This is a genomic window from Streptomyces sp. V2I9 (assembly GCF_030817475.1).
GTDB lineage: Bacteria > Actinomycetota > Actinomycetes > Streptomycetales > Streptomycetaceae > Streptomyces.
Genome location: NZ_JAUSZJ010000002.1, coordinates 1,166,528 through 1,179,778, shown reverse-complemented (window position 1 = coordinate 1,179,778; position 13,251 = coordinate 1,166,528). Strand labels below are relative to the sequence as shown.

Genomic DNA, 13,251 nt, shown 5'->3' with positions numbered 1-13,251 from the left:
CGCCCGACCGCCCGACCGCCTGGTCCGCACCGGCTGATCCGCTGACCGGCCGACCCGTGCGGATGCCGCTGTGCCCGGCCGGATCCGCAGGGAACCGGCTCAGCGGCGGTCCGGGCAGTCCATGGTCTCCTGGCAGAGGTTCTCCTCGACCTTCGACAGCAGCCGGACCAGTTCGTCGCGCTCGGCCGGGTCCAGGCCCGCGAGCGTCCGCTCCTCCAGCCTGCCCCAGGCAGTCTCGACCGCGGTGTGCAGCGCGCAGCTGTCGTCCGTCGCCTCGACCAGCACCGCCCGCCGGTCGGCCGGGTCGGGACGGCGGTGCACGTGCCCGGTCTGCTCCAGCCGCTGGAGCATCTTCGTGACCGTGGACGGGTCCAGCTCCAGCGCCCTGATCAGCTCCGTCTGGCGGACGGCCCCCCGGTCCCACAGGTGCGTCATCAGCAGTTCCTGCCCCGGATAGAGGCCTACCCCCTTGAGCGCCTTGCCCGCCGCGATCCGGTGCAGCCGGGCGACCCGCGTGACGGCGTGGCCGGCGGGCCCGCCGAGCGCCGCCGTGGGCGGGGCGCCGGTACAGGCGTCCGGCACGTCGGTACAGGCGTCTTCCGCGGGGGTGGCGCGGCCGGTGGTCATGGCGGGCTCCTGGGGTCCTCGGGCGGAGAGCGGCGGCTCTCGGGGGCGGCTTCCGATGATGCCCGACGGTTTCCCACGACTTTACCTTGGTCGGCCAATGAATGGGCTACAGTGACGTCCGGCGGCGATAGTTGGCCGACCACATACTTTCTTGGGAGCCCTCATGACCACCGCTTTCGACCCGATCGACCTGGCCGGCACCCCGCTCGCCAACCGCATCGTCCTGGCCCCGATGACCCGCAGCCGGGCGGGCGAGGGCGGCACCGCCACCGAGCTGACCGCCACGTACTACGCCCAGCGCGCCTCGGCCGGACTCGTGATCACCGAGGGCATCCAGCCGTCCGCCGTGGGCCAGGGCTACCCCTCCACGCCCGGACTGCACAGCGCCGAGCAGATCGCCTCCTGGCGCCCGGTCACCGACGCGGTGCACGCCGAGGGCGGCCGGATCTTCGCCCAGATCATGCACGCGGGCCGCATCGGCCACCCGGACCTGCTGCCCGACGGTCTCGTCCCCGTCAGCGCGTCCGCGGTCAGGGCCGAGGGGCAGGTCTACACCCCCACGGGGCCGAAGAGCTTCGTCGAGCCGCGCGAGCTGACCGACGCCGAGGTCCGCGCGACCGTCGGCGACTTCGTCACCGCCGCCCGCAACGCGGTGGAGGCCGGGTTCGACGGTGTCGAGCTGCACGGTGCCAACGGCTACCTCATCCACCAGTTCCTGGCGCCCGACACCAACCGTCGCACCGACGCCTGGGGCGGCTCCGACGAAGCCCGCACCCGCTTCGCCGTCGAGGTCGTCAAGGCCGTCGCCGCCGCGATCGGCCCGGAGCGCACCGGACTGCGCATCTCACCCGGCAACCCGTTCAACGGTATCGACGAGCCCGCCCCGGAGGCCACGTACACCGCGCTGGTGCGGGAGATCGACCCGATCGGCATCGCCTACCTGCACATCCTGGAGGCGACCCCGATCCGCGAGCTGACCCTTGCCCTGCGCAAGGCGTTCTCCGGGGCCCTGGTCCTCAACGCGCACACCGACGGACCCACCGGACCCGGCGACCACACGGTGATCGACGACGGCATCGCCGACCTGATCTCCTACGGGGCGCTCTTCCTCGCCAACCCGGACCTGCCCGCCCGGCTGAAGGCGGGCGGCCCGTTCAACACCCCCGACCCGGCCACCTTCTTCGGCGGCGGCGCCAAGGGGTACACCGACTACCCGGCGCTGGACGCCGTCTGATCCGCCGGCGGCCGCCCGTCCCACCGCCACGAGGCGCGGCGCGGGTGGTCCGGCAGTTCGGCGCGACCGGTGGCCCACAGCAGGACGGCCCACCGGTCACCGCCCGCCGGCGCGTCCGGGAAGAGCCGGGCCAGTACCCGGTCGCAGAGGTCCCGCGGCGGCGACCACTCCAGGCCGAGACCCTCCGCCAGGTCATGGGTGTGCACCAGGGTCTCCACCACGCCCATCGCGGCGAAGCCCTCCGGGTCGGAGACCCCGTACCCGTGGTACGAACGCGTCGTGGGCGGCGTCGTCCGGGTCATCGAGGCCAGCAGCGCCCCGCTCGCCTCCAGCGTGGCCAGCAGCCCGGCGGGACCGGCGTCCCGGTCGGCGAAGACCGCGTTGTACGGCCCGCCCTCCCGCTCGGGCGCCCACCGGTAGGGCACGTCCCGGTCCAGCGGAGGCGTACGGGGGCCCAACTGCGCGGCATACGCGAACAGATCGTCGCTCAGGTGCTCCGCCGTCTCCCAGCAGGTCCAGGTCAGGCCCCCGGCGGGCGCGTCCCAGCGGTCCGCCGGGGCCCCGGCCAGCACGTCCACCGCGAGCCGCACCGCCGAGGTCACGTCGTCGGCGGTCACCGGCAGCCGGGTCCCGGACAGCGCCGCCCGCTCGGCGGCGGAGCACTCCACGCAGAACTCGTTGCCCTCGGGGTCGGCCAGCGTCGCCCAGCCGCGCCCGTTCGGCTTGCGGTGGTCGGCCACCAGGGTCGCGCCGAGCGCGAGCAGCCGCTCCACCTCCTCGTCGCGGGAGCGGTCCTGCGGCTGGATGTCCAGGTGGACGCGGTTCTTGGTCCGCTTCTCGTCGGCCACCTGGACGAAGAGGACGGCCGCGCCGGGGGCCTCGACCAGCGCCTCCGGGTCGCCGGGAACGTCCTCGTCGGAGACCCGCGCGCCGAGCACCCGGGCCCAGAAGGTGGCGAGCGCGTAGGCGTCGGCGCAGTCGATCGTGATGTGGCGTACATGGGAAGTCATGGCGCACACCCTCGCCGCCGGAGCCCGTCCCGGTCCAGCGAGTTACGCGCCCGACCCGGTCCCGGCACGTCACCGGCGCCCCGGTTCCCGACCGCGCGGAGGGCCGGGACGGCGTACCGTCCCGGCCCGGACCGATCGTGCCCCGCGCTACCTCACCGGGGTGAAGTCCCGCGCCCCGATGAACTCGGGGCGGCGGATCGGAGCCGCGAAGGGCTCCTGCGCCTCGTTCTCCACGCTGTTGAAGACGATGAAGACATTGCTGCGCGCGTACGGGGTGATGTTGTCGCCCGACCCGTGCATGGCGTTGCAGTCGAACCAGGTCGCCGAACCGGCCTTGCCCGTGAAGAGCTTGATGCCGTGGCGGTCGGCCATCCCGGTCAGCGCCTCGTCGGACGGGGTGCCGGCGTCCTGCATCTGGAGCGACTGCTTGTAGTTGTCCTTCGGCGTCTCGCCCGCACAGCCGAGGAACGTCTTGTGCGAACCGGGCATGATCATCAGCCCGCCGTTGGTGTCGAGGTTCTCGGTCAGCGCGATCGACACGGACACCGTCCGCATGTTCGGCAGACCGTCCTCCGCGTGCCAGGTCTCGAAGTCCGAGTGCCAGTAGAAGCCCGAGGCGCCGAAGCCCGGCTTCACGTTGATCCGCGACTGGTGGACGTACACGTCCGAACCGAGGATCTGGCGGGCGCGGCCCACCACCCGCTCGTCGCGGACCAGCCCGGCGAAGACCTCGCTGAGCTTGTGGACCTCGAAGACGGACCGGACCTTCTGGGACTGCTTCTCGACGATCGAGCGCTCGTCGGCGCGGATCGCCGGGTCCGAGACCAGCCGGTCCAGCTCGGCCCGGTAGACGGCGACCTCGTCCGGGGTGATGAGCTGATCGACGGTGAGGAAGCCGTCGTGCTCGTAGCTCTGGAGGTCCTTGGCGCTGATCGGACCCGGTGCGCCCGGCGCGGACCAGATGACCGGGTCCTGGCGGGGAGTGGTCATCTCGGCGGCGCCGCGCGAGGGATACAGATCGGCGCGTACTTCGGTGGTCATGGTGGTTCAGGCCTCCTCGGTCAGCAGGGGGTAGACGCCGTTCTCGTCATGATCCTCCCGTCCGGTCACGGGGGGGTTGAAGACACACACGCAACGGAAGTCCGTCTTGGGCCGCAGGGTGTGCCGCTCGTGCCCGTCCAGCAGGTACATGGTGCCGGGCGTGATCCAGTGCGTCTCGCCGGTCTCGTCGTTGGTGAGCTCGGCCTCGCCCTCGGTGCAGAGCACGGCCTCGATGTGGTTCGCGTACCACATGGAGGTCTCCGTACCCGCGTAGAGCACGGTCTCGTGGAGCGAGAAGCCCACCTTCTCCTTGGCGAGCACGATGCGCTTGCTCTCCCAGGTGCCGGACGCGGCCTTCACATGCCGGTCGGTGTTCTCGATGTCACTGAACGATCGGACGATCACGGTGAGCTGTCGCCTTTCTCTTCTCTGCGCGGGCCCCGGACCTCGCGGCCCGGGGCCCTTCCTTCTTCGCCTGCCCCGGCAGCGCCGGGTCAGGCCGTCTCGCGGACGCAGCGGGCCAGCGTGCGCAGGCCCTCGTCCAGCTCGTCGGGGGTGATGGTCAGCGGCGGCAGCAGCTTGACGACCTCGCTCTGCGGGCCGGAGGTCTCCAGCAGGAGCCCCAGCTCGAAGGCGCGGGCGCAGACCGCGGAGGCGCGCGCCGGGTCCTCGAACTCCATGCCCCACACCAGGCCCCGGCCGCGGAACCGCGCGGTCGGCTCCTCGCCGCAGATGGCCAGCAGCGTCTGCTCGATCTGCTCGCCGCGGGCCAGGGTCTGCTTCTCCATCTGGCCGTCCGCCCAGTACGCCTGCAGCGCGGCGGCGGCCGTGACGAAGGCCGGGTTGTTGCCGCGGAAGGTGCCGTTGTGCTCGCCCGGCTCCCAGATGTCCAGCTCCGGCTTGAACAGGCAGAGCGACATCGGCAGGCCGTAGCCGCTGATGGACTTCGACAGCGTGACGATGTCCGGGGTGATCCCGGCCTCCTCGAAGGAGAAGAAGCCGCCGGTCCGGCCGCAGCCCATCTGGATGTCGTCGACGATCAGCAGCATGTCCTGGCGGTGGCACAGGTCCTGGAGCGCGCGCAGCCACTCGGCGCGGGCGACGTTGATGCCGCCCTCGCCCTGGACCGTCTCCACGATCACGGCGGCGGGCTTGTTCAGCCCGGAGCCCTGGTCCTCCAGCAGCCGCTCGAACCAGAGGAAGTCCGGGACCTGGCCGTCGAAGTAGTTGTCGAACGGCATCGGGGTGCCGTGCACCAGCGGGATGCCGGCCCCGGCGCGCTTGAACGCGTTGCCGGTCACGGCGAGCGAGCCCAGCGACATGCCGTGGAAGGCGTTGGTGAACGAGACGACGGACTCGCGGCCCTTGACCTTGCGGGCCAGCTTCAGCGCCGACTCGACGGCGTTGGTGCCGGTCGGGCCGGGGAACATCACCTTGTACGGCAGGTCGCGCGGGCGCAGGATCACGTTCTGGAACGTCTCCAGGAACGCGCGCTTGGCGGTGGTCGCCATGTCCAGGCCGTGGGTGATGCCGTCACGCTCGATGTAGTCGATCAGCGCACGTTTCAGCACCGGGTTGTTGTGGCCGTAGTTGAGCGAGCCGGCTCCGGCGAAGAAGTCCAGGTAGGAGTGGCCGTCCTCGTCGGTCAGCCGGGCGCCCTGGGCGCGGTCGAAGACGGCGGGCCAGCCGCGGCAGTAGCTCCGGACCTCGGACTCCAGGGTCTCGAAGACGCTCAGTGCGGGCGGGGTGATGGTCACAGCGGATCTCCTGCGTGAGGGGGTGTGACGGGCAGTGGTCTGGTGCTCCCCGCCGCACGGATGCGGCCGGGACCGCGCCGGGTGGTCGGCCGGCGCGAAAAGTCGTGGGACCGGGGCGCACGGGCCGGGTGCGCCGGCCGGTGGGCCCGCGGATCGGCGGCGTACGGGTCGGGTACGCCGGTGCCCGGACCGGGGCGGCTCAGGTGGCGAACGGGCCTATCCGGTAGAGCACCTCGGGCAGGTGCGTGTCCTCGGGGAACAGGTCGCCGTCGAAGAGCACCTCCCGCTCCAGTCCGACGTCGTGTCGCTGGGCGTAGGAGGTGAACAGCCGCTCGGAGGCGGTGTTGTCCGGCGTGATCGTCGTCTCCACGGACGACAGGCCCTGGTCGGCGGCGACCCGGACGGTCAGCGCGTCCAGCAGCGCGGCGGCCAGTCCCTTGCCCCGGTGGGCCTGGTCCACGGCCACCTGCCAGACGACGAGGGTCTGCGGACGGTCGGGCCTGATGTAGCCCGTCACGAAGGCGATGGGCTCGCCGTTCTCGCCGCGGGCGACTGCGGAGGTCGCGGCGAAGTCACGGCACCACAGCAGGTAGCTGTACGAGGAGTTCAGGTCCAGGACCTCGGAGTCGCGGGCGATGCGCCAGATCGCGGCTCCGTCCTCCACTCGCGGTGCATCGATACTGAGGAATTCACTTCGGGCACGGGCAAAATCTGCTGGTGCGGCGGTCATGCGAATTGAATTTACCCAGCAAATTCCTAAATTGCATCGACGTGAGGGGTTGGACGCGGCGCCGCCGTGTGTTATCAGGCGTGCGCGAGGATCCCGGCGACTTGGGGGCAGTTTCCGGCCCTTTGTCCTGAATTAATCGGGCATAATGCCGCCCGTGTGGAGTCGGTCACAGGGTGGTAACTCTCGCGGAACCTGTCCGAATCATGAAGTTCGAGGCCGGAAAAAACTGCCCCGTTTAGGTGACGGAAAAGCGGGCAAAAGAATGTGGGAAGCTGCTTTTCGATAAAGCAGCTTTCCGCACGAGGAATATCAGCGACCCGGCCACGTTTCCGAAACGGCCCGGTGGGCAGCCTCGATATCGACCCGCAGGCCCCCGTCCGCCAGTGCCGCCCCCACCGCCGCGAGCGAGGACAGCACCGCGCCCCGCGTCGCGTCCGGACCGTAGTGGTTGACCCGGATCATCTCCTTGGACAGCGCCCCGCCGCCCGCGACGAGCGGCAGCGCGGGGTCCGCCGCCAGCGCGTGCGCGACCAGCGCGGCCGCGTCCGTGCCCGCCGGCACGCGCAGCGTCGTGGCCACCGGGGCCGCGTCCCGCGCCTCGTGGACGTACGGCTCCAGGCCGCCGCCCAGGGCCTCGGCCCCGGCGCGGGTCGCCGCCGCGGCCGAGGCATGGCGGGCCGTCACCGTCTCCAGCCCCTCCTCCTCGATCCGCGCCACACACGCCTCCAGCCCCAGCATCTCCAGCTGTGCCGGTGCGTGCGGCAGAGCGGCGCGCCCGCCGTCGATCCAGCGCTCCTTCCAGTCCAGGAGGGAGAGGTAGGAGCGGCGCGGGGCGGCCGGGTTGGCGGCCATCCGCTCCCAGGCCCGCTCGCTCACCGACACGGCCGACACCCCGGCGGGCCCGCCCATGGCCTTCTGCGCGCCGATCACGCACAGGTCGACGCCCCAGGCGTCCGGCAGCAGCGGCTCGGCGCCCACCGAGGCGACCGCGTCCAGCATGAACAGCGCGCCGTGCGCCCGGACCACTTCGCCGATCTCCGCGACCGGGTTGGTGTTGCCGGTCGCCGCCTCCGCGTGCACCAGCGAGACGAAGTCGATCTCGGGGTGCGCGGCGAGCGCCTCGGCGACCTGCTCGGCGGTCACGGCGGTGTGGAAGGGCACGGTGAGGTCGACGACGTGCGCGCCGCAGTCCCGCAGCCAGTTGCCGAAGGTCTGCCCGTACGGTCCGGTGACCACGTTCAGCGCGGTCGATCCGGGGCGCGCGCCGCCGCGGATGCAGCCCTCCAGCGGCAGCAGAGCCTCGCCCTGGGTGATGACGACGTCCTGCTCGGTGGCCAGGAGCGCGGCCACCCGCCGTTCGATGGCCGCGAAGTGCGCGGCGGTCAGCGGGGGAAGGTCGAGGAAGGGGTGCGTCACGGCGGGGCTCTCTTCGGTGTCGTTCGTAGGGCGGCGGGCTCCGGGCCCGCCGACGTGTTTCCCGGGCCCTGGCAGCCTACCGACGGCCTCGTACAGTGCGGCATATGAGTGATCAGGTGGAGCAGCGGGTGCTGCGGGTGAAGGGCCGGGTGCTGGTCGGCCCGGACGAGGTGCGGGACGAACTGTGGGCCGTGGACGGCCGGATCACCTACGAACGGCCGCCGGGTGCGGACGGGGCCGCGACGGTCCGGGGCTGGGTGCTGCCCGGTCTGGTCGACGCGCACTGCCACGTCGGCCTCGACCGGCACGGCCCGGTGGACGCGGCGACCGCCGAGCGGCAGGCGCTCGCCGACCGGGAGGCCGGGACCCTGCTCATCCGGGACGCCGGATCGCCCTCCGACACCCGGTGGATCGACGACCGCGAGGACCTGCCGAAGATCATCAGGGCCGGCCGCCACATCGCCAGGACCCGCCGCTACATCCGTAACTACGCCCATGAGATCGAGCCCGGTGACCTCGTCGCGTACGTGGCGCGGGAGGCCCGGCGCGGGGACGGCTGGGTCAAGCTGGTGGGGGACTGGATCGACCGCTCCGCCGGGGACCTGACGGCCTGCTGGCCGCGCGGCGAGGTGGAGGCGGCCATCGCCGAGGCGCACCGGCTCGGCGCGCGGGTCACCGCTCACTGCTTCGCCGAGGAGTCGCTCCGCGACCTGGTGGAGGCGGGCATCGACTGCGTCGAGCACGCCACCGGCCTCACCGAGGACACCATCCCGCTCTTCGCCGAACGCGGCGTAGCGATCGTCCCGACCCTGGTCAACATCGCCACCTTCCCCGATCTCGCGGCGGGCGGCGAGGCCAAGTTCCCCCGCTGGTCGGCCCATATGCGGCAGTTGTACGAACGCCGCTACGACACCGTGCGCGCCGCGTACGACGCCGGCATCCCGGTCTACGTCGGCACCGACGCGGGCGGCTCCCTGGCGCACGGACTGGTCGCGGGTGAGGTCGCCGAGCTGGTCAAGGCGGGCATCCCGCCCCTGGAGGCCCTCTCCGCCACCGCGTGGGGGGCGAGGCGCTGGCTGGGGCGGCCGGCGCTGGAGGAAGGCGCTCCGGCGGACCTGGTCGTGTACGACGAGGACCCGCGCGCGGACGTCCGGGTGCTGGCGGCGCCCCGGCACGTGATGCTCGACGGGCGGGTGGTCGGGTGACGGACGGGAGGCGGCGGCGCCGGGGAGCCGGGGTGGAACGGCGCTGCCGGGTGCCGGGTTGACGCGTGGTGACGGACACGTTCCCGGCTCGTTGAGCACTTCTGGGCGCGGCGGGGTCCACTCGAACGCCCGGTGGGCTTCTCCGACCGGTGACCGGGGGATCGAGTGACAGCAGGGAACGCGTGTGCCGAAAGATTCGAATGTGCGCGCGGAAACCCCCCTTTGGGGTGAACTCACGCCAGGTGTCCGTCAGTTCACCCTCAGTGCGTAAAGATTCACGGAGTCGACGCCGCCGGCGCGGGCGATGTCCCCCATTGGGCCGCGCCGGTGGCTCCATGTCTCCTGTGAGGGTTCCACCATCGTGAACAGCAACACCTGCCGTCTCGCCGCCCTGGCGGTCGCTGCCCCGGTCGTCCTGCTTGCCGCCGTCCCCGCGCACGCAGCCCCGGCGACGCCCACCACCGGCGAGGGCCGGGCGAGCGCGGTCGTGCTCCGTGCCGGGCTCGACGTCTCACTTCTCGACAAGGCCGTCCACGTGCCCCTCAAGGCCACGCTCAACGAGGTGCACGCCCCCGCCGCCGCCGGGAGGACCGCGCTGAGCGTGAACGTGGAAGGGGTGGAGGGCGGAGCTCCGGTCAGCGTCCTGCGCGCCGACGTGGCCACCGCGAACGCCACGGCCGACGGGCACCGGGCCGAAGGGGCCACCCAGCTGGCCGAGGCCAGGATCCATGTCCCCGGACTCGCGGCGCTCCCGCTCGTCGAGGTCGAGAAGGTCACCTCCCGGGCGGTCTGCGAGGCGGGGAAGAAGCCCGTGGCCGCGTCGAACGTGCTCGGCCGTGTCGCGGTCCTGGGCAGGAAGGTGACGCTCAGCGCGGGCGGCCCGACGCGGGTGTCGGTGCCGGGGGTGGGAGAGGTCTCCCTCGACCTCTCCACGACGGTCACCACCGAGCGGACCGCCGCCGCCACGGCGCTCCGGCTGAAGGTCGCGGTCAACCCGCTCAAGCTCAACGTGGCCGAGGTGAACGGCGAGGTCACCCTCGCCGAGGCGACCTGCGAGACCCCGCAGGGCCCGAAGACCCCCGAGAGGCCGGGTTCCACGGACGGTTCCACCGAGGGCGGCTCCACGGGCGGCGACAGCGGCGGTGACGGAGGCACCGGGGGCGACCAGGGCGGCAGGAGCGACGGCGGCATCGGCGGCGATGACGTGAAGACGCAGACCGGCTCCGACACGGGCACCGCTCCCGCCGGGGCCGCCCTCGCGGAGACGGGCGGCAGCTCCGCCACCCCGTACATCGCGGGCGGCGCGGCCCTGCTGCTGGCCGTGGGCGCGGGCGCGACGGTGCTGGCCCGCAGGCGGGGCACCGGCCGGAACTGACCGGGCAGGACGCCGTAACGCGTCCGGGGCGGGGTCCGGCACCGGCACCGGGCCCCGCCCCTCGGCACTCCGCCCAGCCGCCCCGTGAACCCTTCTCGGTACTCGGCCCGGCCGCCCCGTGAACCCTCGTCGGCACTTCGCCCGGCCGCTGACCCTCCCGTGCCTCCGGCCCGGCCGCCGAGGCCCCCTCGCGGTCGCGCCCCGGCCGGGCGGAAACCCTTCGACGCCCCGCCCGCAAACGGGGCCCGTCAGCGCCCCAATCGTGCGGGCAGCGCCTGCACCGCCTGGTCGAGCGCCTGGAGGAAACGATTGGTCGTGGCCCGGTCGCGGACCGCGAGCCGCAGCCACTGCGGCCCCAGACCCGGAAACGTGTCCCCGCGCCGGGCAGCGAAGCCCAGCAGCCGCAGCCGCTCCCGTACCTCCGCCGCCCGCTCCAGCCGGACCAGGACGAACGGCCCCCTGGCCTCCTCCACCACCTCGACCTCGCTGAACTCGGCCAGCCCGGCGAGCAGATGGGCCCGGTCCACCGTGATCCGGTCCGCCGCCCCGGCCGCCTCCACCAGCGCCCGCGGCTCCATGCACGCCTCGGCCGCCGCCAGCGCCGGGGTGGAGACGGGCCACAGCGGCTGCGCCTCGGTGAGCAGGGCCACCGTCCCCGGCTCGGCCAGCACGTAGCCGATCCGCAGCCCGGCCAGCCCCCACGTCTTGGTCAGGCTGCGCAGCACCACCAGCCCCGGAAGGTCCGTCCGCCCGCACAGCGCCTCGCGTTCGCCCGGCACCACGTCCATGAACGCCTCGTCGACCACCAGCGTCCGCCCCGGCCGCGCCAGCTTCTCCAGCAGCGCCGCCGGGTGCAGCACGGACGTCGGGTTCGTCGGGTTGCCGACCACCACGAGGTCCGCGTCGTCGGGCACCGCCGACGGATCGAGCCGGAAGCCGTCCTCGGCGCGCAGCAGGACCCGCCCCACCTCGTGCCCGGCCGCCCGCAGAGCGGCCTCCGGCTCGGTGAACTGCGGGTGCACCACGACCGGGCGGCGCGCCGGGAGGGCCCGCGCGATCAGGACGAACGCCTCGGCCGCGCCCGCCGTCAGCAACACCCGCTCCACCGGCAGCCCGTGCCGGTCGGCGACCGCGGCGCGGGCCGACGACCCGTCGGGATAGGCGGCGAGCGAGGTGAGGGACGCGGCTATCCGCTCGCGCAGCCACTCCGGGGGCGTGTGGGTCCGGACGTTCACGGCGAGATCGGTCAGCTTCTCGCCGCGGACCTCCGCGTCGCCGTGGTGACGCAGGTCGGGCCCGGCGGTCTCGGTGTTCGTGGGGGGATTCATGGCAGCCATGGTGAACGGGCGGGAGCCCGCCGTCACCGGTGAGGTGGAATTTTTCCTGCCCGAAACACCGGAAGCGGTGGGAGCGCCCGGATTCCGCCGGGCCACCGCACAGGTCACCGTCCCCCGTGCTGCTGCCTTCCCGCCGGAGCCCGTCCCGTCCGTGCTCGGCCCGGCCGGGGCACTGGTCTTCGGGACCACCAGCTCGTCCGCCTCGATCAGCGCCGCCGCCTCGGCGACCGACGGGGTCCCCACCGCCGTGGCCACCGCGCCCGAGGGATGCGGCACCCGGACCACGGCCAGCGCCGCGGCCGGATGGGTCCGCACCGGCACCCCGAGCAGGGCCGCCGCTCCCACGATCCCCGGCTCGTCCCCCTTGACGTCGACCGTCGCGACTTCCACCACGTCCGCCGCGGTCAGCCCCGCCCCACTCAACGCCGCCTCGATGAGGGCGAACACCACCTCGCCGGGAACGCCCCTGCGCGCACCGACCCCCACCACGAGACTGCGGGCGCCGGACGAGGGTCCGGGGCCGACGGATGCTCCGGTCATGGCGGAGTCCTGCCTTTCAGGTCGTACGACGCGGTGGTGCGGGGGAGGGGACCAGCCCCCTCCGTATACGGAACGCGGGGCGGGCGGTACGGAACACGGGACGGGTGACGCGGCCGGCGGCGTACGAGGGCGGAGGCCGGAGGGGCGCGGCGGACCCCTCCGGTAAGGACACCCCGGGATGCGGAGAACGGGCCCGATCGGCTAGCAAGGGCCCATGGCGGTGTTCGTCGCGCTCGGCGCGTTCCTGATGACCCTGGCCGGCGGCTGGGTCGCCCGACGCATCACCGACCGCCGCCATCTGGTGCTCGGCCTCGCGGGCGGCCTGATGCTCGGCGTCGTCGGCCTCGACCTCCTGCCGGAGGCGATCGAGGCCGCGGGCGAGCCGGTGTTCGGGGTGCCGGCCGCCCTGCTGCTGTTCGTGGGCGGCTTCCTGGTGGCCCACCTGGTCGAGCGGCTGCTCGCCGTGCGCCAGGTGGCACACGGGGCGGCGGGCCGGCACGGGGAGCGGGTACCGCAGGTGGGGCTGACGGCGGCCGCCGCGATGGTCGCCCACAGCCTGATGGACGGCGTCGCGCTCGGCGCCGCCTTCCAGGTCGGCGGCTCCATGGGCGTGGCCGTGGCACTGGCGGTGATCAGTCATGACTTCGCCGACGGGTTCAACACGTACACCCTCACCAGTCTTTACGGGAACACCCGCCGCAAGGCGCTCCTGATGCTGTTCGCGGCCGCGGTGGCACCGGTCGTGGGCGCGGCGACGACGCTGCTGTTCACCCTTCCGGAGGAACTGCTCGGCGGCTATCTCGGCTTCTTCGGCGGAGCCCTGCTCTACCTGGCCGCTGCGGAGATCCTTCCCGAGGCGCACCACACCCATCCCGCCCGCTCCACCCTTCTCTGCACCATCGGGGGCGTGGGCTTCATCTGGCTGGTCGTCGGCATCGCCGAGTGAGCCACGCGTACGCTCCCGTACGTTCTCATACGC

Annotated in this window: 12 protein-coding genes; 4 read left to right on the top strand and 8 right to left on the bottom strand. The window is 72.9% G+C overall.

Annotated elements, in window-relative coordinates; genetic code table 11:
* Nucleotides 1-99: 99 nt before the first annotated feature.
* Nucleotides 100-627, bottom strand: coding sequence for a MarR family winged helix-turn-helix transcriptional regulator (locus QFZ71_RS05295; protein WP_307667091.1), 528 nt, complete (start codon nt 625-627; stop codon nt 100-102).
* A gap of 163 nt (nt 628-790) precedes the next feature.
* Here QFZ71_RS05295 and QFZ71_RS05290 point away from each other — a divergent pair, with 163 nt between their 5' ends.
* Nucleotides 791-1,861: an alkene reductase gene (locus tag QFZ71_RS05290; protein WP_307667090.1), complete on the top strand. Its 1,071-nt coding sequence runs from the start codon at nt 791-793 to the stop codon at nt 1,859-1,861.
* Here the strand turns inward: QFZ71_RS05290 and QFZ71_RS05285 are convergent.
* The 6 genes from QFZ71_RS05285 to QFZ71_RS05260 all read right to left on the bottom strand — a co-directional run bounded on the left by QFZ71_RS05285 (nt 1,837) and on the right by QFZ71_RS05260 (nt 7,815).
* Nucleotides 1,837-2,871 carry a VOC family protein gene (locus QFZ71_RS05285; protein WP_307667089.1) on the bottom strand — a complete coding sequence of 345 codons (1,035 nt, stop codon included), beginning with the start codon at nt 2,869-2,871 and terminating at the stop codon, nt 1,837-1,839. The two genes, QFZ71_RS05290 and QFZ71_RS05285, sit on opposite strands and share 25 nt — an antisense overlap.
* A 147-nt stretch (nt 2,872-3,018) precedes the next feature.
* Nucleotides 3,019-3,912 (bottom strand): ectoine hydroxylase, encoded by an 894-nt coding sequence (gene thpD / locus QFZ71_RS05280; protein WP_307667088.1) that lies wholly within the window; start codon nt 3,910-3,912, stop codon nt 3,019-3,021.
* Between the two features lie 6 nt (nt 3,913-3,918).
* Entirely contained in the window at nt 3,919-4,317 is a 399-nt protein-coding gene (locus QFZ71_RS05275; protein WP_307667087.1) for an ectoine synthase, read from the bottom strand.
* 89 nt (nt 4,318-4,406) lie between these two features.
* Nucleotides 4,407-5,669, bottom strand: coding sequence for a diaminobutyrate--2-oxoglutarate transaminase (gene ectB, locus QFZ71_RS05270; RefSeq protein ID WP_307667086.1), 1,263 nt, complete (start codon nt 5,667-5,669; stop codon nt 4,407-4,409).
* Between the two features lie 199 nt (nt 5,670-5,868).
* On the bottom strand, nt 5,869-6,399 hold the full coding sequence (gene ectA, locus QFZ71_RS05265; RefSeq protein WP_307667085.1) for a diaminobutyrate acetyltransferase: 531 nt from the start codon (nt 6,397-6,399) through the stop codon (nt 5,869-5,871).
* Nucleotides 6,400-6,708: 309 nt separating this feature from the next.
* Nucleotides 6,709-7,815, bottom strand: a complete 1,107-nt coding sequence (locus QFZ71_RS05260) for an alanine--glyoxylate aminotransferase family protein (RefSeq protein ID WP_307667084.1) — start codon at nt 7,813-7,815, stop codon at nt 6,709-6,711.
* Between the two features lie 104 nt (nt 7,816-7,919).
* Between QFZ71_RS05260 and QFZ71_RS05255 the strand changes: the two genes are divergently transcribed.
* Both QFZ71_RS05255 and QFZ71_RS05250 read left to right on the top strand, forming a co-directional pair.
* Entirely contained in the window at nt 7,920-9,020 is a 1,101-nt protein-coding gene (locus QFZ71_RS05255; RefSeq protein ID WP_307667083.1) for an amidohydrolase family protein, read from the top strand.
* A 361-nt stretch (nt 9,021-9,381) separates the two neighbouring features.
* The gene (locus QFZ71_RS05250; RefSeq protein ID WP_307667082.1) at nt 9,382-10,395 is read left to right on the top strand and encodes an SCO1860 family LAETG-anchored protein; all 1,014 of its coding nucleotides are present in this window, start codon (nt 9,382-9,384) and stop codon (nt 10,393-10,395) included.
* A gap of 248 nt (nt 10,396-10,643) precedes the next feature.
* Here the strand turns inward: QFZ71_RS05250 and cobC are convergent, their stop codons facing one another.
* A complete protein-coding gene (cobC, locus tag QFZ71_RS05245; protein WP_307667081.1) occupies nt 10,644-12,272 on the bottom strand; it encodes an Rv2231c family pyridoxal phosphate-dependent protein CobC in 1,629 nt (542 codons plus the stop codon).
* Nucleotides 12,273-12,486: 214 nt separating this feature from the next.
* Here cobC and QFZ71_RS05240 point away from each other — a divergent pair, with 214 nt between their 5' ends.
* Nucleotides 12,487-13,218 (top strand): ZIP family metal transporter, encoded by a 732-nt coding sequence (locus QFZ71_RS05240; protein ID WP_307667080.1) that lies wholly within the window; start codon nt 12,487-12,489, stop codon nt 13,216-13,218.
* The last annotated feature ends 33 nt before the right edge of the window (nt 13,219-13,251 follow it).

Coding starts and splice junctions, on each gene's coding strand:
- QFZ71_RS05240 (WP_307667080.1), top strand. CDS start 12,487: ATGGCGGTGTTCGTCGCGCTCGGCGCGTTCCTGATGACCCTGGCCGGC.
- cobC (WP_307667081.1), bottom strand. CDS start 12,272: ATGACCGGAGCATCCGTCGGCCCCGGACCCTCGTCCGGCGCCCGCAGT.
- thpD (WP_307667088.1), bottom strand. CDS start 3,912: ATGACCACCGAAGTACGCGCCGATCTGTATCCCTCGCGCGGCGCCGCC.
- QFZ71_RS05255 (WP_307667083.1), top strand. CDS start 7,920: ATGAGTGATCAGGTGGAGCAGCGGGTGCTGCGGGTGAAGGGCCGGGTG.
- QFZ71_RS05285 (WP_307667089.1), bottom strand. CDS start 2,871: ATGACTTCCCATGTACGCCACATCACGATCGACTGCGCCGACGCCTAC.
- QFZ71_RS05295 (WP_307667091.1), bottom strand. CDS start 627: ATGACCACCGGCCGCGCCACCCCCGCGGAAGACGCCTGTACCGACGTG.
- QFZ71_RS05290 (WP_307667090.1), top strand. CDS start 791: ATGACCACCGCTTTCGACCCGATCGACCTGGCCGGCACCCCGCTCGCC.
- ectA (WP_307667085.1), bottom strand. CDS start 6,399: ATGACCGCCGCACCAGCAGATTTTGCCCGTGCCCGAAGTGAATTCCTC.